At 69.9% G+C, this 26649-nt stretch carries 30 protein-coding genes and 2 tRNA genes; 15 read left to right on the top strand and 17 right to left on the bottom strand.

The features are described from left to right. Positions 1-71 precede the first annotated feature (71 nt). On the top strand, positions 72-1391 hold the full coding sequence (locus AA23TX_RS41015; RefSeq protein ID WP_155549398.1) for an FAD-dependent oxidoreductase: 1320 nt from the start codon (positions 72-74) through the stop codon (positions 1389-1391). Here the strand turns inward: AA23TX_RS41015 and AA23TX_RS41010 are convergent. Both AA23TX_RS41010 and AA23TX_RS41005 read right to left on the bottom strand, forming a co-directional pair. After that, on the bottom strand, positions 1388-2044 hold the full coding sequence (locus AA23TX_RS41010; protein ID WP_155548329.1) for a response regulator: 657 nt from the start codon (positions 2042-2044) through the stop codon (positions 1388-1390). The two genes, AA23TX_RS41015 and AA23TX_RS41010, sit on opposite strands and share 4 nt — an antisense overlap. Continuing rightward, positions 1984-3804, bottom strand: a complete 1821-nt coding sequence (locus AA23TX_RS41005; protein WP_155548328.1) for a sensor histidine kinase — start codon at positions 3802-3804, stop codon at positions 1984-1986. Before AA23TX_RS41005 ends, AA23TX_RS41010 begins: the two co-directional genes overlap by 61 nt. Before the next feature lie 169 nt (positions 3805-3973). Here AA23TX_RS41005 and AA23TX_RS41000 point away from each other — a divergent pair, with 169 nt between their 5' ends. From AA23TX_RS41000 to AA23TX_RS40990, 3 genes are all read left to right on the top strand, one after another. Then, a complete protein-coding gene (locus tag AA23TX_RS41000; protein WP_155548327.1) occupies positions 3974-4687 on the top strand; it encodes an ABC transporter ATP-binding protein in 714 nt (237 codons plus the stop codon). Further along, positions 4684-5418: an ABC transporter permease gene (locus AA23TX_RS40995; RefSeq protein WP_155548326.1), complete on the top strand. Its 735-nt coding sequence runs from the start codon at positions 4684-4686 to the stop codon at positions 5416-5418. The genes AA23TX_RS41000 and AA23TX_RS40995 overlap by 4 nt, the downstream gene beginning before the upstream one ends. Positions 5419-5517: 99 nt before the next feature. After that, complete coding sequence (locus tag AA23TX_RS40990) at positions 5518-5910, top strand: SCO5389 family protein (protein ID WP_155548325.1); 393 nt, start codon at positions 5518-5520, stop codon at positions 5908-5910. Here the strand turns inward: AA23TX_RS40990 and AA23TX_RS40985 are convergent. From AA23TX_RS40985 to AA23TX_RS40970, 4 genes are read right to left on the bottom strand one after another with little or no spacing between them, the layout of a single operon-like run. Continuing rightward, positions 5879-6868: an LLM class flavin-dependent oxidoreductase gene (locus AA23TX_RS40985; protein ID WP_155548324.1), complete on the bottom strand. Its 990-nt coding sequence runs from the start codon at positions 6866-6868 to the stop codon at positions 5879-5881. The genes AA23TX_RS40990 and AA23TX_RS40985 overlap by 32 nt on opposite strands. Beyond that, positions 6865-7359, bottom strand: coding sequence for a protein-tyrosine phosphatase family protein (locus AA23TX_RS40980; protein ID WP_155548323.1), 495 nt, complete (start codon positions 7357-7359; stop codon positions 6865-6867). Before AA23TX_RS40980 ends, AA23TX_RS40985 begins: the two co-directional genes overlap by 4 nt. A gap of 53 nt (positions 7360-7412) precedes the next feature. Further along, positions 7413-7568, bottom strand: coding sequence for a hypothetical protein (locus tag AA23TX_RS40975; protein WP_086675995.1), 156 nt, complete (start codon positions 7566-7568; stop codon positions 7413-7415). Next, positions 7568-8539 carry a class E sortase gene (locus tag AA23TX_RS40970; protein WP_155549397.1) on the bottom strand — a complete coding sequence of 324 codons (972 nt, stop codon included), beginning with the start codon at positions 8537-8539 and terminating at the stop codon, positions 7568-7570. Before AA23TX_RS40970 ends, AA23TX_RS40975 begins: the two co-directional genes overlap by 1 nt. Before the next feature lie 279 nt (positions 8540-8818). On the opposite strand from AA23TX_RS40970, the gene crgA reads away from it, so the two are divergent. Beyond that, a complete protein-coding gene (gene crgA, locus AA23TX_RS40965) occupies positions 8819-9085 on the top strand; it encodes a cell division protein CrgA (RefSeq protein ID WP_155548322.1) in 267 nt (88 codons plus the stop codon). Positions 9086-9155: 70 nt separating this feature from the next. Then, positions 9156-9575 (top strand): PH domain-containing protein, encoded by a 420-nt coding sequence (locus AA23TX_RS40960; RefSeq protein WP_230863037.1) that lies wholly within the window; start codon positions 9156-9158, stop codon positions 9573-9575. Here AA23TX_RS40960 and AA23TX_RS40955 read toward each other — a convergent pair. Both AA23TX_RS40955 and AA23TX_RS40950 read right to left on the bottom strand, forming a co-directional pair. Continuing rightward, positions 9572-10534 (bottom strand): rhomboid family intramembrane serine protease, encoded by a 963-nt coding sequence (locus AA23TX_RS40955; protein WP_196425815.1) that lies wholly within the window; start codon positions 10532-10534, stop codon positions 9572-9574. The two genes, AA23TX_RS40960 and AA23TX_RS40955, sit on opposite strands and share 4 nt — an antisense overlap. A 32-nt stretch (positions 10535-10566) precedes the next feature. Continuing rightward, complete coding sequence (locus AA23TX_RS40950; protein ID WP_155548321.1) at positions 10567-11082, bottom strand: peptidylprolyl isomerase; 516 nt, start codon at positions 11080-11082, stop codon at positions 10567-10569. Positions 11083-11179: 97 nt separating this feature from the next. On the opposite strand from AA23TX_RS40950, the gene AA23TX_RS40945 reads away from it, so the two are divergent. Continuing rightward, complete coding sequence (locus tag AA23TX_RS40945; protein WP_155548320.1) at positions 11180-11716, top strand: hypothetical protein; 537 nt, start codon at positions 11180-11182, stop codon at positions 11714-11716. A gap of 64 nt (positions 11717-11780) precedes the next feature. On the opposite strand, the gene AA23TX_RS40940 is transcribed toward AA23TX_RS40945, so the two are convergent. Together AA23TX_RS40940 and AA23TX_RS40935 are read right to left on the bottom strand one after the other, a co-directional pair. Further along, positions 11781-12233 carry a DUF6918 family protein gene (locus AA23TX_RS40940; protein ID WP_155548319.1) on the bottom strand — a complete coding sequence of 151 codons (453 nt, stop codon included), beginning with the start codon at positions 12231-12233 and terminating at the stop codon, positions 11781-11783. 149 nt (positions 12234-12382) lie between these two features. Continuing rightward, positions 12383-12916, bottom strand: a complete 534-nt coding sequence (locus AA23TX_RS40935) for a DUF2020 domain-containing protein (protein WP_196425814.1) — start codon at positions 12914-12916, stop codon at positions 12383-12385. Between the two features lie 82 nt (positions 12917-12998). On the opposite strand from AA23TX_RS40935, the gene AA23TX_RS40930 reads away from it, so the two are divergent. From AA23TX_RS40930 to AA23TX_RS40915, 4 genes are all read left to right on the top strand, one after another. Then, a complete protein-coding gene (locus AA23TX_RS40930) occupies positions 12999-13616 on the top strand; it encodes a hypothetical protein (RefSeq protein ID WP_155548318.1) in 618 nt (205 codons plus the stop codon). A 1-nt stretch (position 13617) separates the two neighbouring features. Next, entirely contained in the window at positions 13618-14256 is a 639-nt protein-coding gene (locus tag AA23TX_RS40925) for a pyridoxine/pyridoxamine 5'-phosphate oxidase (protein WP_155548317.1), read from the top strand. Between the two features lie 51 nt (positions 14257-14307). After that, a complete protein-coding gene (locus AA23TX_RS40920) occupies positions 14308-15435 on the top strand; it encodes an SMP-30/gluconolactonase/LRE family protein (RefSeq protein ID WP_155548316.1) in 1128 nt (375 codons plus the stop codon). Positions 15436-15524: 89 nt separating this feature from the next. Continuing rightward, positions 15525-16913, top strand: a complete 1389-nt coding sequence (locus tag AA23TX_RS40915) for an alpha/beta fold hydrolase (RefSeq protein WP_155548315.1) — start codon at positions 15525-15527, stop codon at positions 16911-16913. On the opposite strand, the gene lipB is transcribed toward AA23TX_RS40915, so the two are convergent. The 3 genes from lipB to AA23TX_RS40900 form a co-directional block, all read right to left on the bottom strand. Then, positions 16897-17532, bottom strand: coding sequence for a lipoyl(octanoyl) transferase LipB (lipB, locus tag AA23TX_RS40910; protein ID WP_155548314.1), 636 nt, complete (start codon positions 17530-17532; stop codon positions 16897-16899). The genes AA23TX_RS40915 and lipB overlap by 17 nt on opposite strands. Positions 17533-17558: 26 nt before the next feature. Next, positions 17559-17631 (bottom strand) — tRNA-Ala (locus AA23TX_RS40905). 27 nt (positions 17632-17658) lie between these two features. Then, entirely contained in the window at positions 17659-17826 is a 168-nt protein-coding gene (locus tag AA23TX_RS40900; protein WP_086679331.1) for a DLW-39 family protein, read from the bottom strand. 433 nt (positions 17827-18259) lie between these two features. Between AA23TX_RS40900 and AA23TX_RS40895 the strand changes: the two genes are divergently transcribed. The 4 genes from AA23TX_RS40895 to AA23TX_RS40880 all read left to right on the top strand — a co-directional run bounded on the left by AA23TX_RS40895 (position 18260) and on the right by AA23TX_RS40880 (position 21026). Further along, positions 18260-18700, top strand: coding sequence for a VOC family protein (locus tag AA23TX_RS40895; protein ID WP_155548313.1), 441 nt, complete (start codon positions 18260-18262; stop codon positions 18698-18700). Positions 18701-18721: 21 nt separating this feature from the next. Then, positions 18722-19168: a nitroreductase family deazaflavin-dependent oxidoreductase gene (locus AA23TX_RS40890; RefSeq protein WP_155548312.1), complete on the top strand. Its 447-nt coding sequence runs from the start codon at positions 18722-18724 to the stop codon at positions 19166-19168. Between the two features lie 125 nt (positions 19169-19293). Further along, positions 19294-20097 (top strand): SDR family oxidoreductase, encoded by an 804-nt coding sequence (locus AA23TX_RS40885; protein ID WP_155548311.1) that lies wholly within the window; start codon positions 19294-19296, stop codon positions 20095-20097. Between the two features lie 56 nt (positions 20098-20153). Next, entirely contained in the window at positions 20154-21026 is an 873-nt protein-coding gene (locus AA23TX_RS40880; RefSeq protein ID WP_155548310.1) for a helix-turn-helix transcriptional regulator, read from the top strand. A 67-nt stretch (positions 21027-21093) separates the two neighbouring features. On the opposite strand, the gene AA23TX_RS40875 is transcribed toward AA23TX_RS40880, so the two are convergent. The 4 genes from AA23TX_RS40875 to gyrB all read right to left on the bottom strand — a co-directional run bounded on the left by AA23TX_RS40875 (position 21094) and on the right by gyrB (position 26522). Continuing rightward, a tRNA-Ile gene (locus tag AA23TX_RS40875) sits at positions 21094-21167 on the bottom strand. 49 nt (positions 21168-21216) lie between these two features. After that, entirely contained in the window at positions 21217-21897 is a 681-nt protein-coding gene (locus AA23TX_RS40870) for a DUF3566 domain-containing protein (protein WP_155548309.1), read from the bottom strand. Positions 21898-21947: 50 nt separating this feature from the next. Then, the gene (gene gyrA / locus AA23TX_RS40865) at positions 21948-24503 is read right to left on the bottom strand and encodes a DNA gyrase subunit A (protein WP_155548308.1); all 2556 of its coding nucleotides are present in this window, start codon (positions 24501-24503) and stop codon (positions 21948-21950) included. Between the two features lie 51 nt (positions 24504-24554). Then, a complete protein-coding gene (gene gyrB, locus AA23TX_RS40860; RefSeq protein WP_155548307.1) occupies positions 24555-26522 on the bottom strand; it encodes a DNA topoisomerase (ATP-hydrolyzing) subunit B in 1968 nt (655 codons plus the stop codon). Positions 26523-26649: the final 127 nt, after the last annotated feature.

Here is a 26649-nt window from a genome sequence, read left to right as displayed (position 1 = left end):
AAATCACATTTCTAGTTAGGTGACCCTAACTTACCGTGGAGGGTGTGAGCCGAACTCTTCGTGTAGCCGTGGTGGGCGCTGGTCCTGCCGGCATCTACGCCGCCGACATCCTGGACAAGTCCGACGCCGACGTCACGATCGACCTGTTCGAACGCATGCCCGCGCCGTTCGGGCTGATCCGCTACGGCGTCGCCCCCGACCACCCGCGCATCAAGGGCATCGTGACGGCGCTGCACAAGGTGCTCGACAAGCCGAACATCCGCCTGCTGGGCAACATCGACTACGGCACCGACATCAAGCTCGACGAGCTGCGCGAGTTCTACGACGCGGTGATCTTCTCGACCGGCGCGTCCGCCGACCGGGAGCTCGACATCCCGGGCATCGACCTGGACGGCAGCCACGGCGCCGCGGACTTCGTGTCCTGGTACGACGGCCACCCGGACGTGCCGCGCACCTGGCCGCTGACCGCTTCTTCGGTCGCGGTCCTCGGCGTCGGCAACGTCGCGCTGGACGTCGCCCGGATCCTGGCGAAGACGGCCGACGAGCTGCTGACCACGGACATCCCGGAGAACGTCTACCAGGGACTGCGCACCAGCCCGATCACCGACGTGCACGTCTTCGGCCGCCGCGGCCCGGCGCAGGCGAAGTTCACGCCGCTGGAGCTGCGCGAGCTGGACCACTCGCCGAACGTCGAGGTCATCGTGGCCCCGGAGGACATCGAGTTCGACGACGGCAGCATCGCGGCGCTGCGGGCGTCGAAGCAGATCGACATGGTCGTGAAGACGTTGCAGGAGTGGGCGATCCGCGAGCCGGGCACCCGGCAGCGGCGGCTGCACCTGCACTTCTTCCACTCGCCGTCGGAGGTGCTCGGCGAGGACGGCCGGGTCGTGGGCCTGCGGACCGAGCGCACCGAGCTGACCGGCGACGGGACCGTGCGCGGCACCGGCGAGTTCCACGACTGGGACGTCCAGGCGGTGTACCGCGCGGTCGGGTACCTGTCGTCGCACCTGCCGGAACTGCCGTTCGACCACGCGGCCGGCGTCGTGCCGAACCAGGCGGGCCGCGTGCTGGACCTGGACGAGAACCAGCTCCCGGGCGTGTATGTGACCGGCTGGATCAAGCGCGGCCCAGTGGGCCTCATCGGCCACACGAAGGGCGACGCGGCGGAGACGATCGCGAGCCTGCTGTCGGACGCGGACACCCTCGCCGCCCCGAAGTACGCCTCCCCGGACGCGATCCTCGACTTCCTGGCGGCCCGCGGAATCCCGTTCACGACGTGGGAAGGCTGGGGCAAGCTCGACGCGCACGAGAAGTCGCTCGGCCTGGCGGCGGGCCGCGAGCGGATCAAGGTCGTGGAGCGTGCAGAGATGACGCGGGTTTCGCGCGGCTAACCGGCACCGAGGTACGCCAGTACGGCGAGCACGCGGCGGTTCGTGTCGTCCGAGGCCGAGATGCCGAGCTTCTGGAAGATGTTGGCCGTGTGCTTGCCGACCGCGCCTTCGCTGAAGTGCAGCCGTCCGGCGATCGCCGCGTTCGAACAGCCCTCCGCCATCAGCTCCAGCACCTCGCGCTCCCGGGGCGTCAACGCCGCCAGTGGGTCGGAAGCGTTGCCCGCCACCAGTTTCGCGATCACCTCGGGGTCCATCACCGTGCCGCCGGCGGCCACGCGGCGGACGGCGTCGATGAACTGGTCCGCGTTGAACACCCGGTCCTTCAGCAGGTAGCCGATCGCGCCCGTACCGTCGGCCAGGAGTTCGCGGGCGTACAGCTGCTCGACGTGCTGGGAGAGCACCAGGATCGGCAGCCCCGGGAACTCCCGGCGGGCCGCCAAAGACACCTGCAGGCCTTCGTCCGTGTTCGTCGGCGGCATCCGAACGTCCACAATGGACACATCAGGTTTGTGCGTCCGCAGGGCCGCCGCCAGTTCCGGACCACTGCCGACCGCCGCGACGACGTCGAAGCCGTGTGCCGCCAAGAGATGCGTCAAGCCGTCTCGGAGGAGGTACTGGTCTTCGGCGACAACGGTGCGGGGTCGATCTGGCACGGGATCTCCACGGTCGCCCTGGTCGGCCCGCCGATCGGGCTGGTCAGGGTCAACCTACCGTCGAAGCCGCCGAGCCGACGCTCGATTCCGCGGAGTCCCGAACCGCGGGCCGGAACAGCGCCGCCCGGGCCGTCGTCGGTCACCACGACCGTCAGCTCGTCGTCGGCGAACCCGACGTCGATCGTCACGCGTCCAGCGCCGTGCTTCGCCGCGTTGCCCAGCAGCTCCGACACCGCGAAGTACGTGCACGCCTCCACCGGCTCCTCGATGCGCCCCGGCAGCGAGCCCGTGACCTGCGCCTTCAGCGGGCTGTCCAAGGCCAGCGCGCGCACGGCGTCCAGGAGCCCGCGCTCGGACAGCACCGGCGGGTGGATGCCGCGGATCAGCACCCGCAGCTCGGTGAGCGCCTCCGACGACGACGCGCGCAGCTCGGCCGCGAGCCGCTTCGCCGCCGCCGGGTCGGTGTCCACCAGCGCCTCGACCGCGCCGAGCTTCATCCCCATCGCCACCAGCCGCGACTGGATGCCGTCGTGCAGGTCGCGTTCGATCCGCCGCAGCTCCGCCGCCTGCGTGACCGTGACGTCCGTGCGCGTCTGCTTCAGCCGTTCGACGCGGTGGGCGAGCCGGGACGCCTCGGTCGGCCCCAGCCAGACCCGCGCGAACCGGGCCTGCTGCCGGGCCAGCCACGTCGTCGGGGCCAGGCCGAGGGCGAGCAGCACCAGCGCGAGCGGCGTCTGCGCGGCCGCGCCGAGGTGCGTCGACACCTCGGGCAGCGGGAACCACCGGACCGGCGACGTCACGAACGGCCGCCACACCCACAGCGTCAGCAGGCCGAAGGCCCCCCAGCCGAGCAGTGCCACCACCGGCAGGGTCAGCGCCAGCGACACCAGCGGGATCAGGCCGCTCCCGATGAAGTCGCGCCAGGTGGCGCGATCGCCGAGGACCCACCGCCGCCGCGCGTGCTGAACCGGCCAGAACGGCTCCTCGTACAGCTGCTTGCCGACCTGGTAGAGGCCGTCCGGGCGGGGCACCGGCAGGCCGGGCGGCGGCAGGTACGGCTTTCCGATCCGCACGCCGGTCCAGTTTCCGGCCTCGCGACGCAGGGTGTCCGTGATGGTCCGGCCCCACAGCACGACGGGCGTCGCCAGCGGCAGGACACCGGCGATGACGATCAGCTGCCACACCGAGAAGACCAGCTGCACCAGGGAAAGCGCGAGGATGCCGCACTGGTGCCCCAGCGATTCGAGGTGCTGGTGCAGCCAGGCGCGGTGCGGTTTCGCGGGCGGGCGGGCGCCGATCCACCAGCGCGTCCACCGGCCGTAGCCGCGCAGCGCGGCCGGTCCACCGAGCAGCACGGCGACCGGCAGCGCCAGCGTGCACAGCGGGTTCAGCAGCTGCCACGTGAACTCGCGCCCCGCCGCCGGGTCCTCGAGCGCCCACGTGAGCCGGTGCTGCCAGCGGACCCAGAACGCCCGCTTGTAGAGCGTGTTGCCGTCGCGGTACCAGCCGTCGCGTTCCCGCGCCGGTTCCGGCGGCTCGGGCTGGTACGGCGCCGCGATCTCGACGTCGCACCAGCGCGCGGCCAGTGTCCGCGCGGTCGCCGACCGGTGCCGCGTCCATTCGACCGCCGGGCCGAGGAAGAAGACCAGCCCGACGCACAGCAGTGCGAACGCGATCAGCTCGACCAGCACGTCGAACCAGCTGAGGAAGGCGAACGCGGCCAGCGCGCAGGCCCGGCCCAGTGCACGCAAGTACGTCATCCGGCACCTCCTTCCCCCGCGATCCTCGCCGAACCGCTCGCTCCCGCGCAGTGCCCGAAGCCCCACGAAGGGGGTGGGCCCAGCCCCACCCCGGCGTCAGCAAAACCCTACTTGAGCTGGGGATTCAGCGTCATTCTGCGCGGCGCCGAACCTTCGTAGCTTGGTCACCATGCCCCTCATCGAAGTCACCGATCTCCGCAAGAGCTACGGCTCCCGGGTCGCGGTCGACGGCGTTTCCTTCACCGTCGAGCGCGGCGAAATCTTCGGCATCCTCGGCACGAACGGCGCCGGGAAGACCACCACGGTCGAATGCCTGCAGGGCCTCCGCCAGGCCGACGGCGGAACGATCTCCGTGCTCGGCCTCGACCCCGCGGCCGACCGCGCCGCGCTGACCCGCCGGGTCGGCGTCCAGCTGCAGGAGAGCCGGCTGCCGGCGAAACTGCGGGTGCGGGAAGCGCTGGAGCTGTTCGCGTCGTTCTACCCGGACCCGGCCGACGTCGACGTCCTGCTCGACCGGCTCGACCTGCGCGACCACCAGCGCAGCTGCTTCGGGAAGCTCTCCGGCGGCCAGAAGCAACGGGTGTCGATCGCGCTCGCGCTGGTGGGCAACCCCGAGCTGGCCATCCTCGACGAGCTGACCACCGGGCTCGACCCGCACGCCCGCCGCGAAACGTGGCGGCTGGTCGAGGGTGTGCGCGCCGCCGGCGTCACCGTCCTGCTGGTCACGCACTTCATGGACGAGGCCGAGCGGCTCTGCGACCGCGTCGCGATCTTCGACGCCGGGCGCGTGGTCGCGACCGGCACCCCGACCGAGCTCCGCGCCGCGGCCGGAGCCTCCACTTTGGACGACGCGTTCGTCTCGCTCACGAGGAGCACCCGGTGACCACCTTCGCCAAGATCACCACCACCGAAGCGAAACTCTTCCTCCGCACGCCGTTCATGGGCATGGCGGGCATCCTGCTGCCGGCCGCGGTGCTGCTGGCGGTCGGCGCCATCCCCGGGATGACGGAGCCCAGCCCGGCGGCGGGCGGCTTCCGGTTCATCGACGCCTGGGTGCCGTCGGTGATCGTCATCAGTCTCGCGATGCTGGCGCTGCAGTCGATCCCGGGCGCCGTCGCCACCTACCGCGAGCAGGGCGTGCTGCGCCGGCTGGCGACGACGCCGGTGCACCCGGCGAACCTGCTGGGCGCGCAGCTGCTGATCCACGTCGTGATCGCACTGGTGGGCATCGGCCTGACGCTGGGCGTGGCGCACGCGGCCTACGACGTCCCGATGCCGAAGCACCCGCTGCTGTTCCTGGTGACGCTGTTGCTCGGCACGGTCTCGATGTTTTCGTTCGGCCTGCTGGCGGCGGCGGTCGCCCGGACGGCCAAGGCCGCGGGCGGGTTCGCGCTGATCGCGTTCATCCCGACGATGTTCTTCGGCGGCGTCTACCTGCCGCGGGCGCTGCTGCCGGAGGTCCTGCGGCGGATCGGCGACTACGTCCCGCCGGGCACGCAGCCGCTGCAGGACGCCTGGGTCGGCGCGGGCGTGCAGCCGCTGCAGCTGGTCGTGCTCGCCGGCTTCGCGGTGATCGGAACGGCGTTGGCGGCGAAGCTCTTCCGCTGGGAGTGACCCGCCTTCCGCCATATTGGTGATGATCATCGTTTTCTCTTGTGGCGGGGCCACACGGCCGGTAGCCAGGGAAGTGGCCCTGCTCAAACTGGAGGTTCGATGTCCCTGGACGTGTCACCCGCGCTGCTGGAGAAGGCCGAGCGCGGGGAGGTCTCCGACGCCGAGTTCGTCACGTGCGTCAAGGAATCCCTGCCGTACGCCTGGGAGGTCATCACCGGCGTCATCGCCGACGCCGAGGGCGCGGCGGACGGTTTCGCCGACAACGAGACGCCGCCACCGAGCGAAGCCGCCCGCGGCCAGCTGCTGCGAGCCCTGGCCTCGGACGCGATCCGCAGCGGCCTCGAGCGCCACTTCGGCGTCAAGCTGGCCTTCCAGAACTGCCACCGGGTCGCGGTGTTCAAGAACTCCGAGCTGGACGGCGACCGCTACCGCGCGTTCGTCTCGCCGCGCGGCCAGCTGCTCAACCAGAGCCCGGAGCTGCGGGACTGCTAGCCCGCAGCGCGGGCAGCACCTCGGTGCCGATCCGCGCGATGTTCGCGTACGTGCCCTCCGGCGTGCCCGACGCCTCCACGAGCATCAGCACGTGGGAGACGCCGGTGCGCCGGAGGCTCGTTTCCAGCGTCCGGACGCAGTGGGCCGCGTCGCCGACGGGGTGGATCGCGCAGAGCCGTTCGGTGTACTCCCCCGGATCCCGTGCCGGCCCCGGCCGCCCGTCGAGCGTGACGTGCGCGCCGAGCCCGTCCTTCAGCCAGGCCGGGAGTGCTCGACGCACGACGTCGGCGTCGCCCACCTGGCAGAGCACGGTCGAGACGTGGTCCGCCGGCTTTCCGTAAGCCTTGACGGTTTTCGCTTTGTCCTCGTCGTCGGCGTGCAGGCCGAGCAGCATCGGCAGGTTCCGCTCGGCGGCCAGCCGCACGGCATCCGACGCGGGCCCGCCACAAGCCACGACGACGTCCGGCCGTCGTTCCGGAGTGGGCACGACGGGCACCTCCCGGAAGGCGAAGTGGCGGCCCCGGGCGTGCACCCGCCCGGTGGTGGCGTTCAGGAAGACGTCGAGGGTTTCCTCGAAGCCGGTCTCGTAGCGGTCCAGGCCGGTGCCGAAGACCTCGAGGTCCTGCCACGGCCCACCACGCCCGACACCGAGCCGCAGCCGCCCCCCGGAGACGGCGTCGAGCATCGCCCACTGTTCGGCCAGGGCAACGGGGTGCGCGGTCGACAGGACGCTGACGGCGGTCCCGACCCGGATCCGCGACGTCCGGCCGAGCAGGTGCGCGGCGAGCGTGATGGCGGACGGGCACACGCCGTACGGCACGAAGTGGTGTTCGGCGAACCAGACGTCATCGAAGCCGGCTTCTTCGGCCAGCTCGGCGGCGCGGACGGACCGGCGGAGGACGTCGCCGTCCGATTGCCCGGGGAAGCGGCCGCTGACCAGGAAAGCCCCGAACCTCAAGGCCCGAGCCCGACCAACAGGCGCGCGGTCGGCAGCCCGCTCTCGAGGTACTGCACGAACAGCTCGTTGTGCAGCGCCCACGGCGACCGCCGCAGCCGGACCAGCGCGATGGCCTCCGGCACGGTGAGTCCGAGCCCGACGAGGGTCTGCGCGACCACGAGACCGGACCGGTTGAGCCCGGCGTGGCAGCGCACGAGCGTCGAGCGTCCCGCGCGCACCGCCTCCGCGGCGAGCACCGCGAACCGCTCGACCTCGGCTATCTGCGCCTCGTTCAACGGCCCGTCCGGCATCTCGGCGAAGTGGTGCTCGACGCCGGGCGGCGGGCCGTGCCCCTCGCGCTGGTACAGGCTCAGCACGAGGTCGAACTCGCGCCCGACGACGACCGGTTCCTCGCCCGCGCGGACGTGCCCGCCCATCCACAGGCCCGGCCGGATCTCGTTCCACGGGTCTTCCGGCGGCCGGTTGTCCCGGTCCTTCTGGCGTGTCTTCACGGCGGCCCCTCTCCCGAGAGGGGAAACGGACCCGGCTCCCGGTGGGTTCCGGCTCAGTTGACCGCGACCTCGTTGAACCACAGGCGCGGCTCCAGCCACGGGAACACCACGAACATCAGCAGCGCCACGACGCCGAGGGCGAGGACCACCGCGATCGTCAACTTCACCGCGAACGGGCCGGGGAACTTCCGCCAGAGCCAGGCGTACATCAGGCCTCCCCGATCTTCGAGAGCAGGTCGCCGTAGTCCTTGACCTGGTTCTTCGGCACCTGCTGGGTCAGCACCGACGTGATGATGAGCCGCTGCTGGGCGGAGAACTGGGGGTGGCACGTGGTGAGCGTGAGCAGCGCGGCCTGCTGGGCCTTCGGCAGCGTCTCGGCGCTCTTGTACGGGACCGGGTTCACCGCGGTGCCCTGGCTGGGCAGCACGACCTTGCGGCCGAACGTCTCGTCGTACGCGCCGCCGTCTTCGGCGCCCGGGTCGCGCAGGGTCGAGACGCCCTTGCACTTCGGGTCGGCGCCCTTGCCGCCCGCCCAGTTCTCGATCTCGTCGTCGTAGGGCAGGACCTTGTAGATGTAGAAGTCGGTCGAGGTTTCGATCACGATCTGGTCACAGGACGACAGGTTGTCCAGGTCGTTGAACGGCGCGCCCTTGCCGACGCGGTGGCCGGCGACGGCGAAGTTGCCGGGCTCGCCGGGCAGCGAAGTGCCCTTGTAGTGACCGGGCCCGACCTCCAGGGAGGCGTCGTCGGTGCCCTCCTGGATCGTGAAGTTGTAGTCGACGCCGAACGTCGGGATGTGGATGCGGGCGAACGCCTTGCCGTCGATCAGCTCGGGGTGCAGCGTGCGGTCGTGCGCCCACTCGCCGTCGAGCTGGTCGCTCGCCTCGGACTGCTTGCCCGCCGAGAACAGGTCGGTCACGTACAGCTCGTAGACCATGAACAGCAGCACGACCAGGCCCAGCGTGATGAGGACTTCGCCGGCGGTCCGGATCGCGACGCCTCCCTTGCCCAGCGGCGCGGGGGGCGGCTTCTCGGCGGTCGCGGTGCCACCCTTGCCGACCGGGGCGAACACGACCGTCTCCTCGGCCGAGCCCGGCGGCGGCGCGGGGCTGGTGTAGCGGCGGGGCGGCGGCCCCTGCGGGCGCCGCGGAGGCTGCCCGGGGGGCTGGCGGGGCGGCATCTGGCCGCGTGGGGGCGTGGCGGGACGGCGCTGGGGAACCGGCCGTTGCCCGGGGTGTCTGCGCCGGTCGTCATCCGGTCCTTCGCGCGTAGTCACGCAAGCTCCTCTCAAGCCGCGTCCGACACTTGGTGACCCCGACGTCACGGTACGGGAAATCCAACCACTCCCGGCCGCTGCTTTCCTGCGGTCGTTTACGTTAACGTGTGCACGTGGCGCTGGTTGCGCACCCCGAGCGGGTCATCGCCACCGACCAGCCCGAACAGCACCGCGAGGAACACGATGCCCAAGTCCAAGGTCCGCAAGAAGACGGCTTACACCCCGCCTGCCGACCGGCGCACGCCGGTGAAGGTGCGGGCAGCCGGTCCCACCGGTCTCGCCTGGAAGATCCCGATGTTCGGGCTGATGCTCGTGGGCCTGATCTGGCTGCTGGTGAACTACATCGCCGGGGACAAGATCTCGTGGATGGCCGACCTGGGCAACTGGAACTTCGCCGGCGGGTTCGCGCTGATGATCGCCGGTCTCCTCATGACTATGCGCTGGCGCTGATTATTACTCCGAATGGCGGCTTGACGCCGAATTACACCGGTGTGACTCATCCCCAGTGTGGATAACCCCTGTGGATAACTACCCCACCTCGTGGGCACCGCGGCAGGCGCTTGTGGTATCGGCCTGGGCGGTCACCGCGCTGCTGCTGGTCGGTGTCGTGGCCGACGTGGTGACCGGCGACCGCGGCGGGTTGGTGCTGTTCGCACTGGCCACGCTGGCCGCCGGCGCGTTCGCCGCCCACTCGACGCTCGTCCGGCCCCGGCTGGCCGCCGACGCCGAGGGCCTGGTGGCCAGGACGCTGAGTGGCGCGCACCGGCTGCCCTGGGCGCAGACCCGGACGCGGCTGCGCACCACCCGCCGGCTGGGCCGCGACGGCGTCACGCTCGAGATCGAGCACGAAGACGAGCTGTACGTCTTCGGGTGGCTCGACCTCGGCGAGGACCCCCGCGACGTCCTGGACGTGCTCAGCACGCTGCGGGCGCGCGGCTAACCGCAGGTGTAGTACGGGCCCTGCCGGTACTGGATGAACTGGCAGGTTTCGGGCGGGAACTGCGAGCCCTTGTAGATGATCAGGCCGATGATCGCGACGGCGATGATCGCGATGCCGATCGCTTGGTAGCGCGCCTGGTTGACCTGCGGCGCGTAGAGCAGCGCCACGGTGAGCAGCGCCCCCGTCACCAGGCCGCCGGCGTGCGCCCAGATCGAGATGCCCGGGATGCCGAAGGTGATGAAGGCGTTCAGCGCGAGCGTGATGATCAGGCCAGTGGGGTTCAGGCGCAGCTTCAGCACGGTGACCGCGTAGGCGCCCATCAGGCCGAACAGCGCGCCGGACGCGCCGGCCGTGCCCGGGAACCCGGCGGGGTCGCCGAACAGCAGCACCGCCGCCGACGCGCCGAGCATGGAGACGAAGTAGAGCGCGAGGTACCGGCCGCGGCCGGTGACCTGCTCCAGCGACCGGCCCATCATCCACAGCGAGAACATGTTGACCGCGATGTGGATGGGTCCGAAGTGCAGGAACCCGCTGGTCAAGACGCGCCACCACTCGTTGTGGCCGAGCGTCGCGTCGCCGTAGAGGGTGCCGTACTGGAAGAGCGATGACAGTTCGTTGTCGTTGAGGCTGCCCGCCTGGACGACCGTGATCAGGAAGACCAGGACGTTCACGGCGAGGATGGCCTGGGTGACGAGCACCGACTGGGACAGCCGCGCACCGAAGACGGTGCGCTGGCCGAACCCGGCTTCCTGGTAGCCGCGTTGCTGGCGGCGCTGCTGCTGCGCGCCGCTGTGGACGCAGTCGGTGCAGTGGAAGCCGACGGGGGCTTCGCGGAGGCAGTCCGGGCACGCCGGACGCCCGCACCGGGAACAGCTCAGCCCGGTCGGGCGGTTCGGGTGCCACCAGCACCCGGGAAGGGCGGCCTGGGGTTGCGCGGCGGGGTTCGGCGGTTGGTTCACGATGAGAACCAACCTACCGAAACCTGACCGGTTCAGCCCTCGTGGTCGATCGTGACCTTCTCGATGACGACGTCGGTCAGCGGACGGTCCGCCGGGCCGGTCGAGGTGCGGCCGATCGCGTCGACGACGTTGCGCGACTCCTGGTCGGCCACCTCGCCGAAGATCGTGTGCTTGAAGTTCAGGTGGGTCGTCGGCGCGACGGTGATGAAGAACTGCGAGCCGTTCGTGCCGGGCCCGGCGTTGGCCATGGCCAGCAGGTACGGCTTGCTGAACTGCAGCTCCGGGTGGAACTCGTCGCCGAACTTGTAGCCGGGACCGCCGCGCCCCGTGCCGGTCGGGTCGCCGCCCTGCAGCATGAAGCCGTCGATGACCCGGTGGAAGATCGAACCGTCGTAGAAGGGGCCGGAGTTCGTGCCCGCCGCGTTCGGCTGGGTGTACTCCTTGGTGCCTTCCGCGAGCCCGACGAAGTTCGCGACCGTCTTCGGCGCGTGGTCGGGGAGGAGGTTCAGGTTGATGTCACCCTGGTTGGTGTGCAGCGTCGCTTTCACAGGTTCATCGTGCCATCTGCAGCGGGCGGCGGCGAAAAGGGGCACGATAGGTTACGGGTAACAGAGCAGTGTCAAAACGAATGATGAGGTGAAGTCCATGTCCCGGGCGACAGCCCAGGCCGCCGAGACCGCCGACAAACTCGTCTCCGAGGGCGTCAAGCACGGCCGGCGCGCGCAGAAGCAGCTCGCGAAGAAGACCGAGCTCACCCGCAAGGAGCTCAAGAAGAGCTCGAAGGCCGCTCGCCAGGAGGCTCTCTCCCGCCTGTCCGAGCTGCGCAAGCCGGGTCGCAAGGCCAAGAAGGCCGCCATCAAGGCCGCGAAGGCGGCCGGCGAGTCGAAGCGCCGCGGCAAGAAGGACTTCAAGTCCGCCAAGAAGGACTTCGCCGCTGCCGTGGTCGAGGCGAAGGCTGCTGCCAAGGGCACCCGCAGCCGTCGTCGCTGGCCGTGGCTGCTCGGCCTGGTCGTGGTCGGCGCCGGTGCCGCCTACGTGCTCCGGTCGAAGCAGGAGCCGCCGGTCGCGCCCGCGCCGCCGAAGGCCACCCCGCCCGCGCCGAAGCCCGCCGAAGCGGCGAAGCCGAGCCCGCAGGCGAACGGCAAGGCGCCGTCCCCGGCGCCCGCCGAGAAGAAGAACTGAGCGGCACACGAAGAGGCCCCCGGGCGTGCACCCGGGGGCCTCTTCAGTGGTGCCTGGAGTCCGATCAGACGGCAGCGGCGTGCTTGTCGATCAGCTGGCCGAGGCGGGGCAGCGCCTCCTCGACGTTCTTCTTGCCGTTCGGGCGCAGCTTGCCGTAGACCTTCTTGATGCTGTCGCGGCTGCTGCGCTCGGCGCGCGAGTCGGTGACGCTCAGCAGCGCGTCGGAAGCCTCGTCCGAGCGGCTGGTCAGGTAGGCGCCGAAGTCGTTGCCACCCTTGGCGCGGTAGTCGCCGTAGAACGGCTCGAGCGCGCTGGCGAAGTCCGGCAGCAGGGTGTCGACGGCCGAGGGGATGATGCCCGGCTTGATCTTCTTGACCGCGGCGAAGCCGGTCTTGACGACGGCACCCGAAACGCCGCCCTTGTCCGAGACCTCGGCGTCGACGAGGGTTTCGAAGTCGCTCACGACGGCCGGACGACGGCCGGAGTCGAGCAGGATGTCCTTGAGGGTGTCAGCCACGAATCTAGTCCTTTGTCGTTGCAGATTTTGTGCCCGGCCCCCGGGGGTGGGGATCCCCCGATGGCTGCGGTGCGCGAGTCCACGAAGCCTGCGCGTGACGCACAGGGTAATACAAGATCAACATCACTCACCCGTGTGGAGCCCGCTACCTAGAGCTTCAGAGCGGCGATAGCCTTCTTGACCACTGTGCGTGCCTTTACGCTTTGCTTCTGGTTGGTGGTCGCGATGACCGCCGCGGACCCCTTCGAGACCGCGTAGACGGCCCCGTCGTCGGTCGATTCGTAGCCGCCCTTCCAGCCGGTCGGATCGCTCGCCGGGTTGGACGAATCGACCGGCGCCACCTTGTTGACCAGCGCGGTCGCCGTCTTCGCGTCCCCGACGTACACCCGGACGGTGAGCTGGATCTTCCCGTCCGGGCGGTAGAAGAAGCACGCCGGGTGCGGCTTGTCCGCGGACACCCGCACCTTCGACACGTGCTGTCCGTTCGAGTCGGCCACGAACTCGCTGTCGAGGTACGGACAGTCACCGGTCTCGGCCGGCTCGGGATCCGGTGGCAGCTCCGACCCCGCGGCCGTGCCGGCGGACACCGACGGCGGGCTGGGGGTCGCGGTACCGGACACGATGGAGGGGCCGCAGCCGGCCAGCAGCACCACGGCGGGCGCGAGAAGTACGAGTCGTCGCATAGCGCGCACAGTCAACCATGAAGCATGTGTGAAAACCGCTGGCTGAACTCGGCGTGACAGCCGGGCGTGCGACGATGGCCTCGTGCTTACCCCCGAGCAGTACCTCGGCGTGGTGGCCGAGCGCATCCAGCGGTCCGGCGGCAACTTCGGGTCCGTGCAGATCGGGCCCGCGCTCTGCCCCGTCGGGTTGTTCGCCGAGTCGGTGATGCTCTCGACGATGAACTACTGCGTCATCGCGGCGGCCGTCCCCGAGGTCAGCGCCGCCGCGTTGTACGACTTCACCGGCCGTGCCACGCAGTACGCGCGCGCCAACATGGTCGGCACCATGGGCTGGACCGCGGGTTCGGTCGTCATCGCCGGGCTCGTCGCGCCGCACGTGTATCCGGACGCCGCGCAGGCCGCGTCGGCGAAGTCGGGCAACCAGTTCGGCGGCGAGACGCGGATGGTCGCCGTGGACCTCACGGCCGGGCAGACGTACGCGTTCACCGGCGGGAAGATGTGGGGCGCGGCGATGCACGGCGCGATCCGCGCCAAGCTGACGTTCTGCTTCCCGCCACCCGCCGAGGCCTATCAGCAGGTGCAGTGGCAGCAGGCGCAGGTCCAGCCACCGATGGCCGCGCCGCCGGTGCCGCCCCCGCCGGCCGCCGGACCGCAGGCGCCCGGCTACCCGCCGCCGGGGCAGCAGCCGTACGGTTACTGACATGGTCGCGTTGCGCGGATGGCCCTCGTTCCCTGAAGAACTTCCCGTGTTCACACCGGAAACGGCGGCGGCGGCCCCGCAGACGCTCTTCGTCGAGTGGCTGACCGAAGCCGGCGAGCACGTGCTGGCCCCGCACGCCGTCACACTGTCCACAGTGGACGCCGATGGCGCGCCGGACGCGCGGGTGGTGATCCTCAAGGACGTCGGCCCGGCCGGCTGGGCGGTCGCGACCAGCTCGGAAAGCCCGAAGGGGTCGCAGCTGCGCAAGGACCCCCGCGCCGCGCTGACGTTCTTCTGGCCCGGGCGCGGCCGTCAGGTCCGGCTGCGCGGCCCGGTCTCCCCCGCGGCGCCCGAGGTGTCCGCGGCGGACTTCCTGGCCCGGCCGCCGGCTTCGCGCGTCGAGGCGTTCATCGGGCACCAGTCCCAGGTGCTGCACGACCCGGCGGACCTCGACGCGGCGGCCGCGGAAGCGGAGCGCTGGGTCTCGGAAAACCCGGACACGGCCCCGGAAACGTGGACGCGCTACCTCGTCGACCCGGACGAGGTCGAGTTCTGGCAAGCGAGCCACGACCGCAGGCACGTGCGGCTGCGGTACCGCAAGACCGAGGGTGACTGGGTCCGCGAGCGTCTCTGGCCTTGACCGCCCGGACGTCACGGCGTAGGCAGGAAATCCGACAAAACGGAGGCCCGCATGCGCCGAACCGTCGTCCTCGCTCTGACCGCCGTGCTGTCCGCGGGGCTGTTGTCCGGCGCTTCCGCCGGTGAAGTCCCGCCGTCGCGGCACCCCGCCGTGTTCGAGACGGTGTTCGCGTCACCGCTCGGCCTCGAAGGCTTGACCACCGACGGCCGCGGCAACCTCTACACCCCGGCGCGCGGCGCCGATCCCTGCCCGGTCTACCGGGTCGCGGCCGGCGGCGGACCGGCCGCCGTCGTCGGCACGATCCCGGCGCCGTGCAACCCCACCGGACTCACGTTCGACCGCCGCGGCCGGCTGTACGTCGCGAACGCCGACACCGTGGTGTCGTTCGTGCCGGACGCGGCGAACCCGCCGGCGGCGACGGTGTTCGCGAGCGGCGTCCCGGGCGCGAACGGCCTGGCGTTCGACCGGTCGGGCGCGCTGTGGATCTCCGACGGCGGCACCGGCCAGGGCCGCGTCTGGCGGGCGGGCGCGGATGGCGTCGCGCTCGAACAGTTCCGCGTGCAGCCCATGGTCAGCGACGTCATCCCCGGTGGAATCGGCCGGGACGTGCGCGGGCTGCCGCCCGGCTCGGTCACGATCACGCCGAGCGGAAGGACCGCGGCGGACACGGCGGGCTCGCAGCACATCGTCGCGAACGGCCTGGCCTTCACCGCGGACGGCACGCTGCTGATCGCGGACACGGCCCGAGGCGCGCTGTGGCGTGTGCCGATGGACCGCGGCGGCCGCCCCCGCGCGTCGACCGGCTGCGACAGCGCGTTCCCGGCCGACACGCTGTGCCTGGACGACGTCGACGTGCAGCACCCGTACCTGGAGGGCGCCGACGGAATCGTCCTCGACCGCGCGGGCAACGTCTGGACGGCGGCGAACGAGCGCAACGCGATCGTGCTGACCCGCCGCGACGGCCGGGTCGTCGAGTACTTCCGCAACCCGGCCGACGCGACGTCGAAGCTGCGCAACGGCGGGCCACTGGAGTTCCCGACCAGCCCGGTGCTGCTCCCGGACGGCCGCCTGTGCGTCACCAACTCCGACGGCAACCGTCGCGACAACGCGCCGAACACCGCGGGCGAAGCGAATCCGGCGGGCCCGGTGCGGGCCAAGATCTCTTGCGTCAAGCCCTGAGCGCGGCGCTCGGCCGCACCGTCGTCAGGCGAGCAAGTATCGCCGTTCGGGGGTATGCCGCGCCCGGGTGCAGGGGGCAATGATGGATCATGCGTTCGAAACTGCTGACCGCCGGGCTGGTCCTGGCGATGACTGCCGCACTCGGGGGTGTGGCCGCGGCCGACACGCGTCCTGGGGGACGACCGAAGCTGACGGACCCGCACCCGTGCCCGGAACAGCCGGGCTTCACCTGCTCGACGCTGACCGTGCCCTTCGACCACACAGGTCGCCGGCCCGGCACCCTCACCCTGCCGGTCGCGACCTCCGACAACGTGTCCGCGCCGAAGGGCGTGCTGCTGTTCCTCACCGGCGGGCCCGGGCAGGGCGGCGTCCGCACCATCACGCGGATCGCCACGCAACGGCTGCCGGAAGTGGCCAAGGACTACCGGTTCGTCATGCTCGACCAGCGCGGTACCGGCGCCGGCGCGCTGAACTGCCCGGGCCTGCAGGCGCAGATGGGCAGCTCGGACATCGCGACGCCGACGCGCGACGCGGTCACCGAGTGCGCGCGCATCCTCGGCGACACGGCGCCGCTGTATTCGACCGACCAGACCGTCGCGGACTTCGACCAGCTCCGGCAGGCGCTGGGCGTGCCGAAGATGGTGGTCGACGGCGTCTCGTACGGCTCGTTCACGGCGGCGCGGTACGCGATCGCGCACCCGGGCAACGTCAGCAAGGTCGTGCTGGATTCGGTCCTGCCGCACCACGCTTCCGCGTCGGCTTCCCTCTACCTGACCGGGTTGACGGCCGAAGCGCGCGTGCTGCGCGCGGCGTGTTCGGCGGCCCCGGCCTGCGGTTACGACCCGGCGGACGACCTCGCGTGGGTGGTGCGGCACCGCGGCACGGCCGACGGCGTGAAGATCTTCGACTTGATCGTGACGTACGAGTTCGTCGACCCGACGTACCGCGACCCGGCCGCGGGTGACGTCATCGGAGCGCTCCACGCCGCTCGCGCGGGGTCGCCGGAGCAACTGGACCAGCTGCTGGAGGCGTACAAGTCGGGTGGCGACGACCCGGCGTCGTTCAGCTCGGGCCTGCACGCGGCGACGTTGTGCGCGGACCAGCGCTTCCCGTGGGGCACGTCGGCGACACCGGTGGGCGTGCGGCAGCCGTTGCTGTCGTTGACCGCGCGTGCGCTGCCGGCGTCGGCGACCTGGCCGTATACGACGGAAGTGGCCACACAGCAGGGATTCATCCAGGGTTGCCTGCCGTGGCCGGCGGAGCGACCCGGCTCGAACCCGGCGTCCCGGCTGCCGAACGTGCCGGTGCTGCGGCTGAACGGCGACCGCGACCTGTCGACGCCGTTGGAGTGGGCGCGGGAGGAAGCGGCGCAGGCACCGCGGGGCGAGCTGGTGATCGTGCCGGGCGAATCGCATTCGATCCAGAACCGCGAGCGCGGCCACGCGGGCCGCGACGCGGTGCTCAGTTTCCTGCGGTAAGGCTTTCGAAGACGGCGTCGCGCACTTCGGCGTCAGTCGGTGTCCCTCGTCCTTGCTCGGCGGCGAGCTCGGCGAGGGACACCATGGTGACGTCGGCGAGGCCGCAGACGGTGAAGTGGTGGAAGGCCGCCATGTCCGGGTCGACGTTGAGCGCGAAGCCGTGGCTCGTGACACCGCCGCGGATCCGCATCCCGATGGAGGCGACCTTACGGTGGTCGGGTGTCCAGACGCCGGCGAGGCTCGAGTGCCCCGTCGGCGTTTCCCTTCTGACGGCGGGAAAGCCGAGTCTCGCCAGCGCGCCGACGAGCCCGGTTTCGAGCCACCGCACGATGTCGACGGGCCCGTGCGCCTTGACGTCGACAACGAGGTAGCCGACGAGCTGCCCGGGCCCGTGGTAGGTGGCGAACCCCCCGCGATCGACCTGGACGGCGGGGAGATCGACGGGCAGGTCGGCGGGGTCGGTGCGTGCGCCGTAGGTGACGATCGGCGGATGGCTGAGCAGGAACAGGCGGTCCTCGGCGAGGTTCTGCTGCCGTTCCTCGACCCAGGTCCGCATATCGGCCAGGGCTTGGTGATAGTCGACCTCACCGAGGTCGACGCGCTTGATCGGCCATCCCACGAATTCAGGCTACGCCGGGTTTTCTGTGGAGCTGAGGGGAATCGAACCCCTGACCCCCGCCTTGCAAAGGCGGTGCTCTACCAATTGAGCTACAGCCCCGGGTGCGGGCTGACGCCCGCGGGAAACTCAGTTGTGGGACGCACCCGCCGGCTTGGCCGGGGTGGTGCCGTTGTTCGAGGGGACCGGCGCGGTCGCCTCACGCCAGAGGTCGGCTTCGGCCTTGGCCGCCTTGTTGCGCTTCACGACGAACAGGACGCCGCCCGCGATGACCGCGAGTGCCAGCAGCTTCTTCACCGAAGCCCCCTTCTCAGCTTGCTTCCCTTACCCCGCGATGCTACTGCACCGGCACCGGACGCCGTCGGGGGCGGTGGTTCCACGTGGAACCATGATCGCGCGGGTAACGCACGTCACACGCCGCGGGAAATACCGGGGCGGGGTGTTCCGTTGTACCCACTGGTCGATGTGCCCACCGTGTCCCCCGGGCCTCACCTAACTGCCTTCGCGGAGTTCCGTCCGGCTGGAGCCGCGAAGCGCCACTCGCCGAGAGGCGACCGTGGTGCGCATCGACCGTGACCGCTCAGCCCTGCCGGCACCTTCTCTTCCCGGCAGGGCTGACCTGTATCCGGATCTTCCCGAAAAGACGTCCCTGAGCATGTCGAGAACGTGGCGCCGGCTCCGTCCCCGGGGCACGATCGGCCACGAGGGCCGGGTGACCAGGGGAGAAATCATGACGATCCAGCGGCTGGACAACATCGGCGTCGTCGTCGAGGACATGGCGGCGGTCGTCGCGTTCTTCCTCGACCTCGGCTTGGAGCTCGAGGGCGAGGCCGAGGTCGGCGGCCCGGACGTGGACCGGCTCGTCGCACTGGAAGGCGTTCGGTGCGACCTGACCGTGGTGCGTACCCCGGACGGTCACGGCCGGCTCGAGCTGATGAAGTTCCACTCGCCGGCGGCCACCACCGCCGCCGAGCCGAACGCGCAGGTCAACGCGTTCGGCTTCCGTCGCATCATGTTCGCCGTGGAGGACATCGAGGGGATGCTCTCCCGCCTGCGCGCCCGCGGCGCCGAGCTGATGGGCGACCTGGTGAAGTACGAAAACGGGTACAAGCTCGCCTACGTCCGCGGCCCCGAAGGCATCATCGTCGCCCTGGCCGAGAAGCTCGCCTGAACGACCGGAAGGACCACGACCATGGCTATCGCCGACGACCTCGACCGCGCCACCGACTCGCAGTGGGACTGGGTGGCCGAGCAGACCCGGACGTACCTGAACTCGGGCGGCACCGAGGGCCACGAATCGAACGGCGTGTACACGCTGATCCTGGCGACGACCGGCCGCAAGACGGGCCTGCCGCGCCGCACGTGCCTGATCTACGGAACCGCCGGCGACGACCTGGTGGTCGTGGCCTCGAAGGCCGGCGCCGACGACGATCCGGCGTGGTTCAAGAACCTCCAGGCGAACCCGAGCGTCGGAGTCCAGGTGGGAACCCGCCGCCTGACGGCCCAGGCCCGGGTCGCGACCCCGGCCGAGCGCGGCACTCTCTGGCCCCTGATGGCGAAGATCTTCCCGCTGTACGACGAATACGCGCAGAAGACGGACCGCGAGATCCCGATCGTCCTGCTGACCCCGCAGGACTGACATCGCCAGCGCAGACAACGGTGGCCTTCGCAGTACCTGTATCAGCAGGATCTCCCCGACGTCCAGGAAGCCTGTCAACGTGTCTCAGTCGGTTCCCGGCTACTCGAAGGAAGACACGAAAACCCATGGCGGACAACCAGTTCACCGCTCACGCAGACCTTTTCGATCTGAGCGGGAAGTACGCACTTGTCACTGGCGGCACCAAGGGCATCGGGATGATGATCGCGCGCGGCCTCCTGCAGGCGGGCGCTCGCGTCGTCATCAGCTCGCGCAACGCGGACACGTGCGCGGAGGCACAGCAGCTGCTGTCCGAATTCGGCGACGTTCGGGCAATCCCCGCCGACCTGTCCCGGCACGACGAGTGTCAGCGCCTCGCTGATCTCGTCGAGGCCGAGTCGGAACGTCTGGACATCCTCGTCAACAACGCGGGAGCGATGTGGCGCGAGCCGCTGGAGACGTTCCCGGACGAGGCCTGGGACACCGTGCTCGACCTCAACCTCAAGTCACCGTTCTGGCTGGCGCAGGCGCTGCTCCCCGCACTTCGCAGGGCGGGCACCGCCGATGATCCCGCGCGGATCGTCAACATCGGCAGTATCGCCGCCATCCACGTCGCAGCGTCACCCAACTACTCGTACGCCAGCAGCAAAGCGGGGCTGCACCAACTCACCAGAGTGCTGGCCAGGGAACTGGGCCCACAGCACGTCACGGTGAACGCGGTGGCCCCAGGACCGTTCCCGTCGCAGATGATGGCGTCCACGCTCGATGCCATCGGCGACACGATCGCGGCGAAGGCGCCTCTGCGCCGGCTCGGCCGTGACGACGACATGGCGGGTATCGCCGTGTTCCTCGCCAGCCGGGCCGCGTCCTACCTCACGGGCACCGTCATCCCGGTCGACGGCGGCATCGCCACGACCGCGACAGGCACGTAGGCGTGGGGTACTCGGAGTACCTCCCTTCGCCCGCGGACAGGGCCTACGGTGACGAGGTGGCCACGATCGATCCGCGCACCGAGATCAAGGAATTCCTCACCTCCCGTCGCGCGCGGATCACGCCCGAGCGGGCCGGACTGCCCGCGTACGGCGGCAACCGCCGGGTCAAAGGTCTGCGTCGCGAAGAGGTGGCTCTCCTGGCAGGAGTCTCGGTCGACTACTACGTGCGCATGGAGCGCGGCAGCCTCGCCGGCGCCTCCGACGGCGTGCTCGACGCGTTGGCCTCCGCCTTGCAGCTCGACGAGGCCGAGCGCGATCACCTGTTCCACCTCGCGCGGCAGTCGAGGGCGCCCGGCGGTCCACGCCGCCGGCGCCCCGCCGTGACTTTGCGTCCGGCGCTCCAGCAGGTGCTCGACGCCGTCACCGAAGCACCGGCGTGGATTTGCAACGGCCGTTATGACGTGCTGGCCGTGAACCACCTCGCCCGCGCGCTGTATTCACCGGTGCTGGCCGACACGCGACGGCCGGCGAACACCGCGCGGTTCGTGTATCTGAATCCCGAAGCGGCAAGAACGTTCTTCGTCGACTACGACCGGATCGCCGGCGATATGGCCGCGAAGCTACGCATGGAAGCCGGCCGCAATTCGCACGACGAGGAGCTGATCGCCCTGGTCGGCGAGTTGTCGACACGCAGTGAACTGTTCCGTCAGCGGTGGGCGTCCCAGGACGTTCGGCTCCACCGATCCGGACGCAAGCGTCTGCACCATCCGGTGGTGGGCCGGCTCGACCTGGACGTCGAGTCGATGGAGCTGCCCGCCGAACCCGGCTTGCGCCTGAACGTCTACACCGCCCCCGCCGGCACGGCGACCGCGGACGGTCTGGCCCTGTTGGCGTCGTGGGCGGCCAGCCAGGAGAACGTGGTGCGGTGATCACCGGGTTGGTTACCCAGGTCATGCAAAAGCCCGGTTCGCATCTCGCGAACCGGGCTTTTGCTTGTGGGCCTACCAGGACTTGAACCTGGGACCTCTTCGTTATCAGCGAAGCGCTCTAACCGCCTGAGCTATAGGCCCTTGAACGAGGAGAACTTTACAGGACCCCCGAAGGGGCCCTGCAACCGGGTTACTCCCGTTCCGACAGCGTGACTTCGAGGCCGCCGGCGAGGTCGGCTGACACGTTGTAGATGAACGCGCTGACCGTGGCCAGGGCCGACACCAGCACGATGTTGATCGCGCCGAGGATGGCGGCGATGCCGAATACGCGGCCCGCGCTGATCAGGGGTTCCGAGGACGCGTTCGCTCCCTCGCCGCCCACCAGGGACGAGTACGTTCCGTTCAGCTTGTCCCAGACGCCCATGCCGTCGAGGACGGTGTACAGGACGCCGACCGCCACCAGCCAGACGAAGAACATCGCGACGCCCAGGACCAGGGACAGCTTCAGCACCGACCACGGGTCGAACCGCTTCACCTGCAGCGACGCCCGGCGCGGGCCGCGGCCCGGGCGCCGGAGGGCGCTCGGGCGGGCTCGCTGGGACGACGCCGACGGGACGGCGGCCGCGGACGGCTCGCCGCTCGGCGGGGTGTCGCCGAACAGCCTGGGGGCCGCGCTCCCGGTCACCACCGAGGCCGGCTCCGGGGAGACGGGCTGCGTCTCCCCGGCCGGTGCCTCGGGCTTGTACAACGCTTCGTCGGTGGCCAGCTTGACCGTCGCCTCGGAGTCGCCGTCCTTGCCGACCCGCTGCCAGGGCGGGCTGGCCGGAGTCCCGTTCGAACCCGGTGCCTCGGGATTCTCGGATGGTGTCACGAAGAGTCAGTCCTTACCCGTGCCGTGGGGCCGCCGTCGGAGAGCACATTTCACTGCTCCGGCGTGGCCGTCGTCTCTTCACCCGCGTCAGGTGCTTCCGGAGCCGGCGCATCCTCGGGGGTGTCACCGTTGGCGACGTCCGAGGGCTCGTCCGCGTTGCGTGCGACCGCGAGAAGAGTGGTGCCTTCGCCGAGATTCATCAGCCGGACCCCCTTCGTCTGCCGCCCTGCCTTGCGCACGTCGCCCGCCGGCGTGCGGATCACGCCGCCGCTCGAGGTGATCGCGTACAGCTCGTCCTCGGCGTCGACGATGAGCGCACCCACCAGCCTGCCACGTTTGCTGTCGTGCTGGATGGTGAGCACACCCTTGCCGCCGCGGCCCTGGACCGGGTAGTCCTCGATCGGCGTCCGCTTGGAGTACCCGCCGTCCGTCGCGACCAGCAGGAACTTGTCCTCCTTGACCACGCTGATGCCGAGCAGCTCGTCACCGTCGTTGAACCGCATGCCGAGCACGCCGGACGTCGGACGGCCCATCGGCCGCAGCGCCTCGTCGGTCGCGTGGAAGCGGATCGACTGGCCGGCGGCGGACACCAGCAGCAGGTCGTCCTCGGCCGACGCCAGCACCGCACCGACCAGCTCGTCGCCGTCGCGCAGGTTGATGGCGATGAGGCCGCCGGAGCGGTTCGAGTCGAAGTCGGTGAGCTTGGTCTTCTTCACCAGGCCGCGCTTGGTGGCGAGCACCAGGTACGGCGCGGCCTCGTAGTTCTTGATCTGGATGACCTGGGCGATCTGCTCGTCCGGCTGGAACGCCATGAGGTTCGCCACGTGCTGGCCGCGCGCGTTGCGGTTGGCCTCGGGCAGCTCGTACGCCTTGGTCCGGTAGACGCGGCCCTTGTTCGTGAAGAACAGCATCCAGTCGTGCGTCGAGCAGACGAAGAAGTGCTGGACGATGTCGTCCTGCTTCAGCGTCGCGCCCTGCACGCCCTTGCCGCCGCGCTTCTGCGAGCGGTACAGGTCGGTTTTCGTTCGCTTGGCGTACCCCGTGCGGGTGATGGTGACGACGACGTCCTCGACGGCGATGAGCTCTTCGTCGGTGACGTCGCCGCTGAAGCCGATGATCTTCGTGCGCCGGTCGTCGCCGTACTTCTCGACGATCGCCATCAGCTCGTCGCGGATGATCGCGCGCTGCCGCTCGGGCTTCTCGAGGATGTCCTTGAGGTCGGCGATCTCCAGCTCGATCTCGGCCAGCTGGTCGATGATCCGCTGGCGCTCCAGAGCGGCGAGGCGCCGCAGCTGCATGTCGAGGATCGCGGTGGCCTGGATCTCGTCGACGTCCAGCAGCTCCATCAGGGCCGGCCGGGCTTCGTCGGCGGACGGCGACCGCCGGATCAGCGCGATGACCTCGTCGAGCGCGTCGAGCGCCTTGACGTACCCACGCAGGATGTGGGCCCGCTCTTCGGCCTTCTTCAGGCGGAACTTCGTCCGCCGGACGATGACCTCGACCTGGTGCTTCACGTAGTGCCGGATGATCTGGTCGAGCCGCAGCGTGCGCGGCACGCCGTCGACCAGGGCCAGCATGTTGACGCCGAAGTTCTGCTGCAGCTGGGTGTGCTTGTAGAGGTTGTTCAGCACGACCTTCGCGACGGCGTCGCGCTTGATCGTGACGACGATCCGCATGCCCGAACGGCTGTTGGACTCGTCGGCGATGTCGGCGATGCCGGTGAGCTTGCCGTCGCGGACCAGGTTCGCGATGTTCTCGACCAGGTTGTCCGGGTTGACCTGGTACGGCAGCTCGGACACGACCAGGATCGTGCGGCCCTTCGCGTCCTCTTCGACCTCGACGACCGCGCGCATCCGGATCGAGCCGCGGCCGGTGCGGTAGGCGTCCTCGATGCCGGACGTGCCGAGGATCATCGCCCTGGTCGGGAAGTCCGGGCCCTTGACCCGCACCAGCAGCGCGGCCAGCAGCTCGTCGTCGGTCGCCTCCGGGTTCTCCAGCGCCCAGACGACGCCTTCGGAAACCTCGCGCAGGTTGTGCGGCGGGATGTTGGTCGCCATCCCGACCGCGATCCCGGAACCGCCGTTGACCAGCAGGTTCGGGAACCGCGACGGCAGGACGTCGGGCTCCTGCGTGCGGCCGTCGTAGTTGTCGGAGAAGTCGACGGTGTCTTCTTCGATGTCGGCCAGCATCTGCATGGCCAGCGGCGCGAGGCGGGACTCCGTGTACCGCATGGCGGCCGCGGGGTCGTTGCCCGAGGAGCCGAAGTTGCCCTGGCCGTCGATCAGCGGGTACCGCAGCGACCACGGCTGGGCGAGCCGGACGAGCGCGTCGTAGATCGCCGAGTCGCCGTGCGGGTGGTAGTTGCCCATGACGTCGCCGACGACGCGGGAGCACTTGTTGTACCCGCGGTCCGGCCGGAACCCGGAGTCGAACATCGAGTACAGGATCCGGCGGGCGACCGGCTTGAGGCCGTCCCGCACGTCCGGCAGTGCCCGCGACACGATGACGCTCATCGCGTAGTCGATGTAGGAGCGCTGCATCTCCTGCTGGATGTCGACCGGCTCGATCCGGTCGTGTTCCGGAGCCGGCGGCAGAGTTTCCGTCATGAGGTCCTTCTCGAGTGGAGAGTCCTAGCGGGACAAAGAGCGGGGGAACGCCTACACGTCCAGGAAGCGCACGTCCTTGGCGTTGCGCGTGATGAACGACCGGCGGGCCTCGACGTCCTCGCCCATCAGGACCGAGAACAGCTCGTCCGCCTGGGCGGCGTCGTCCATCGTGACCTGGCCCAGCAGCCGGTTCGCCGGGTCCATCGTGGTCTCCCACAGCTCTTCGGCGTTCATCTCGCCGAGACCCTTGTAGCGCTGGATCGCGTCGTCCTTCGGGAGCCGCTTGCCGGCCTCGACACCCGCCTGGATGACGGCGTCGCGCTCGCGGTCGGAGTACGCGTACTCCGGCTCCGCCCGCGGCCACTTGATCTTGTACAGCGGCGGCCGCGACAGGAAGACGTGGCCGTGCTCGATCAGCGGCGCCATGAAGCGGAACAGCAGGGTGAGCAGCAGCGTGGTGATGTGCTGGCCGTCGACGTCGGCGTCGGCCATCAGCACGATCTTGTGGTACCGCAGCTTCGACAGGTCGAACTCGTCGTGGATGCCGGTGCCCAGCGCGGTGATCAGCGACTGGACCTCGGTGTTCTTGAGGACGCGGTCGATGCGGGCCTTCTCGACGTTGATGATCTTGCCGCGGATCGGCAGGATCGCCTGGTACATCGAGTCGCGGCCTTCCTTGGCCGAGCCGCCGGCCGAGTCGCCCTCCACGATGTAGAGCTCGCACTCCGCCGGATTGGTCGAGCGGCAGTCCTTGAGCTTGCCGGGCAGGCCGCCGATCTCCAGCGCGCCCTTGCGGCGGACCAGGTCACGCGCCTTGCGCGCGGCCATCCGCGCCTGGGCCGACGAGATCGACTTGTTGATGATCGTCTTGGCCTCGTTGGGGTTGCGCTCGAACCAGTCCGCCAGCCATTCGTTCGACTGCTGCTGCACGAACGTCTTGGCCTCGCTGTTGCCCAGCTTGGTCTTGGTCTGGCCTTCGAACTGCGGCTCGCCCAGCTTGATCGAGACGATGGCGGCGAGTCCCTCGCGCACGTCGTCCCCGGTCAGGTTGGTGTCCTTCTCCTTGAGCAGCTTCTTGTCGCGCGCGTAGGTGTTGACGACACGGGTCAGCGCGGCGCGGAAGCCCTCTTCGTGGGTGCCGCCCTCGTGGGTGTTGATCGTGTTGGCGAACGTGTAGACCGACGGCGTGAAGCCGTTGTTCCACTGCATCGCGACCTCGACCTCGAGGCCGGTGCCCTTGGCGTCGAAGGAGATCACGCTGGGGTGGATCGGGTCCTTGCTGCCGTTGATGTGCTTGACGAAGTCCTCGAGCCCGCCCGGGTAGCAGTAGACCTTCTCCTTGACGCGGGCGACCTTGCCTTCGGCGTCCGCTTCGGTCTCCTCGTCGGCGACGCGCTCGTCGCGCAGGGACAGCGTCAGCCCCTTGTTGAGGAACGCCATCTCCTGGAGGCGGCGCGAGATCGTCTCGAAGTTGTACGTCGTGGTCTCGAAGATGCCGCCGTCCGCCCAGAACGTCATCGTCGTCCCGGTCTCGGTCGCCGGGCCGAGGTCCTCGAGGGGCCCCGGGATCTGGTCGGTGTAGAGCTGGCGCCAGCTGCGGCCGCCGTACTTGACCTCGGCGAGCAGCTTCGTCGACAGCGCGTTCACCACGGAGATGCCGACGCCGTGCAGACCGCCGGACACCGCGTAGGAGTCGCTGTCGAACTTGCCGCCCGCGTGCAGCTGGGTGAGCACGACCTCGATGGTCGGCTTGTTCTCCTTGGGGTGCATGTCGACGGGGATGCCGCGGCCGTCGTCGACGACGCGCACCCCGCCGTCGGCGAGGAGGGTAACCTCGACCTTGGTGGCGTACCCGGCCATCGCCTCGTCGACGGAGTTGTCCACGACTTCCTGGACGAGGTGGTGCAGCCCGCGTTCACCGGTGGAACCGATGTACATGCCGGGGCGCTTGCGGACCGCTTCGAGGCCTTCGAGCACCGTGATCGACGACGCGTTGTACTCGCTCTTGTTCTCGGTCACCGGCGTTGTTTCTCCTCGTCTCGCCCGAGCGGACACTCGCTCCCTTCCAGTGTACTTGGCCGTGTCCGCTGGCATGCGGCAAGGACACCCCTGAGCGCGTCACAGACGGACGAAATCGGTTCGAGCC

Origin of the sequence: Amycolatopsis camponoti (assembly GCF_902497555.1) — a bacterium.
Lineage (GTDB): Bacteria > Actinomycetota > Actinomycetes > Mycobacteriales > Pseudonocardiaceae > Amycolatopsis > Amycolatopsis camponoti.
This window is presented reverse-complemented; position numbering and strand designations above follow the sequence as displayed.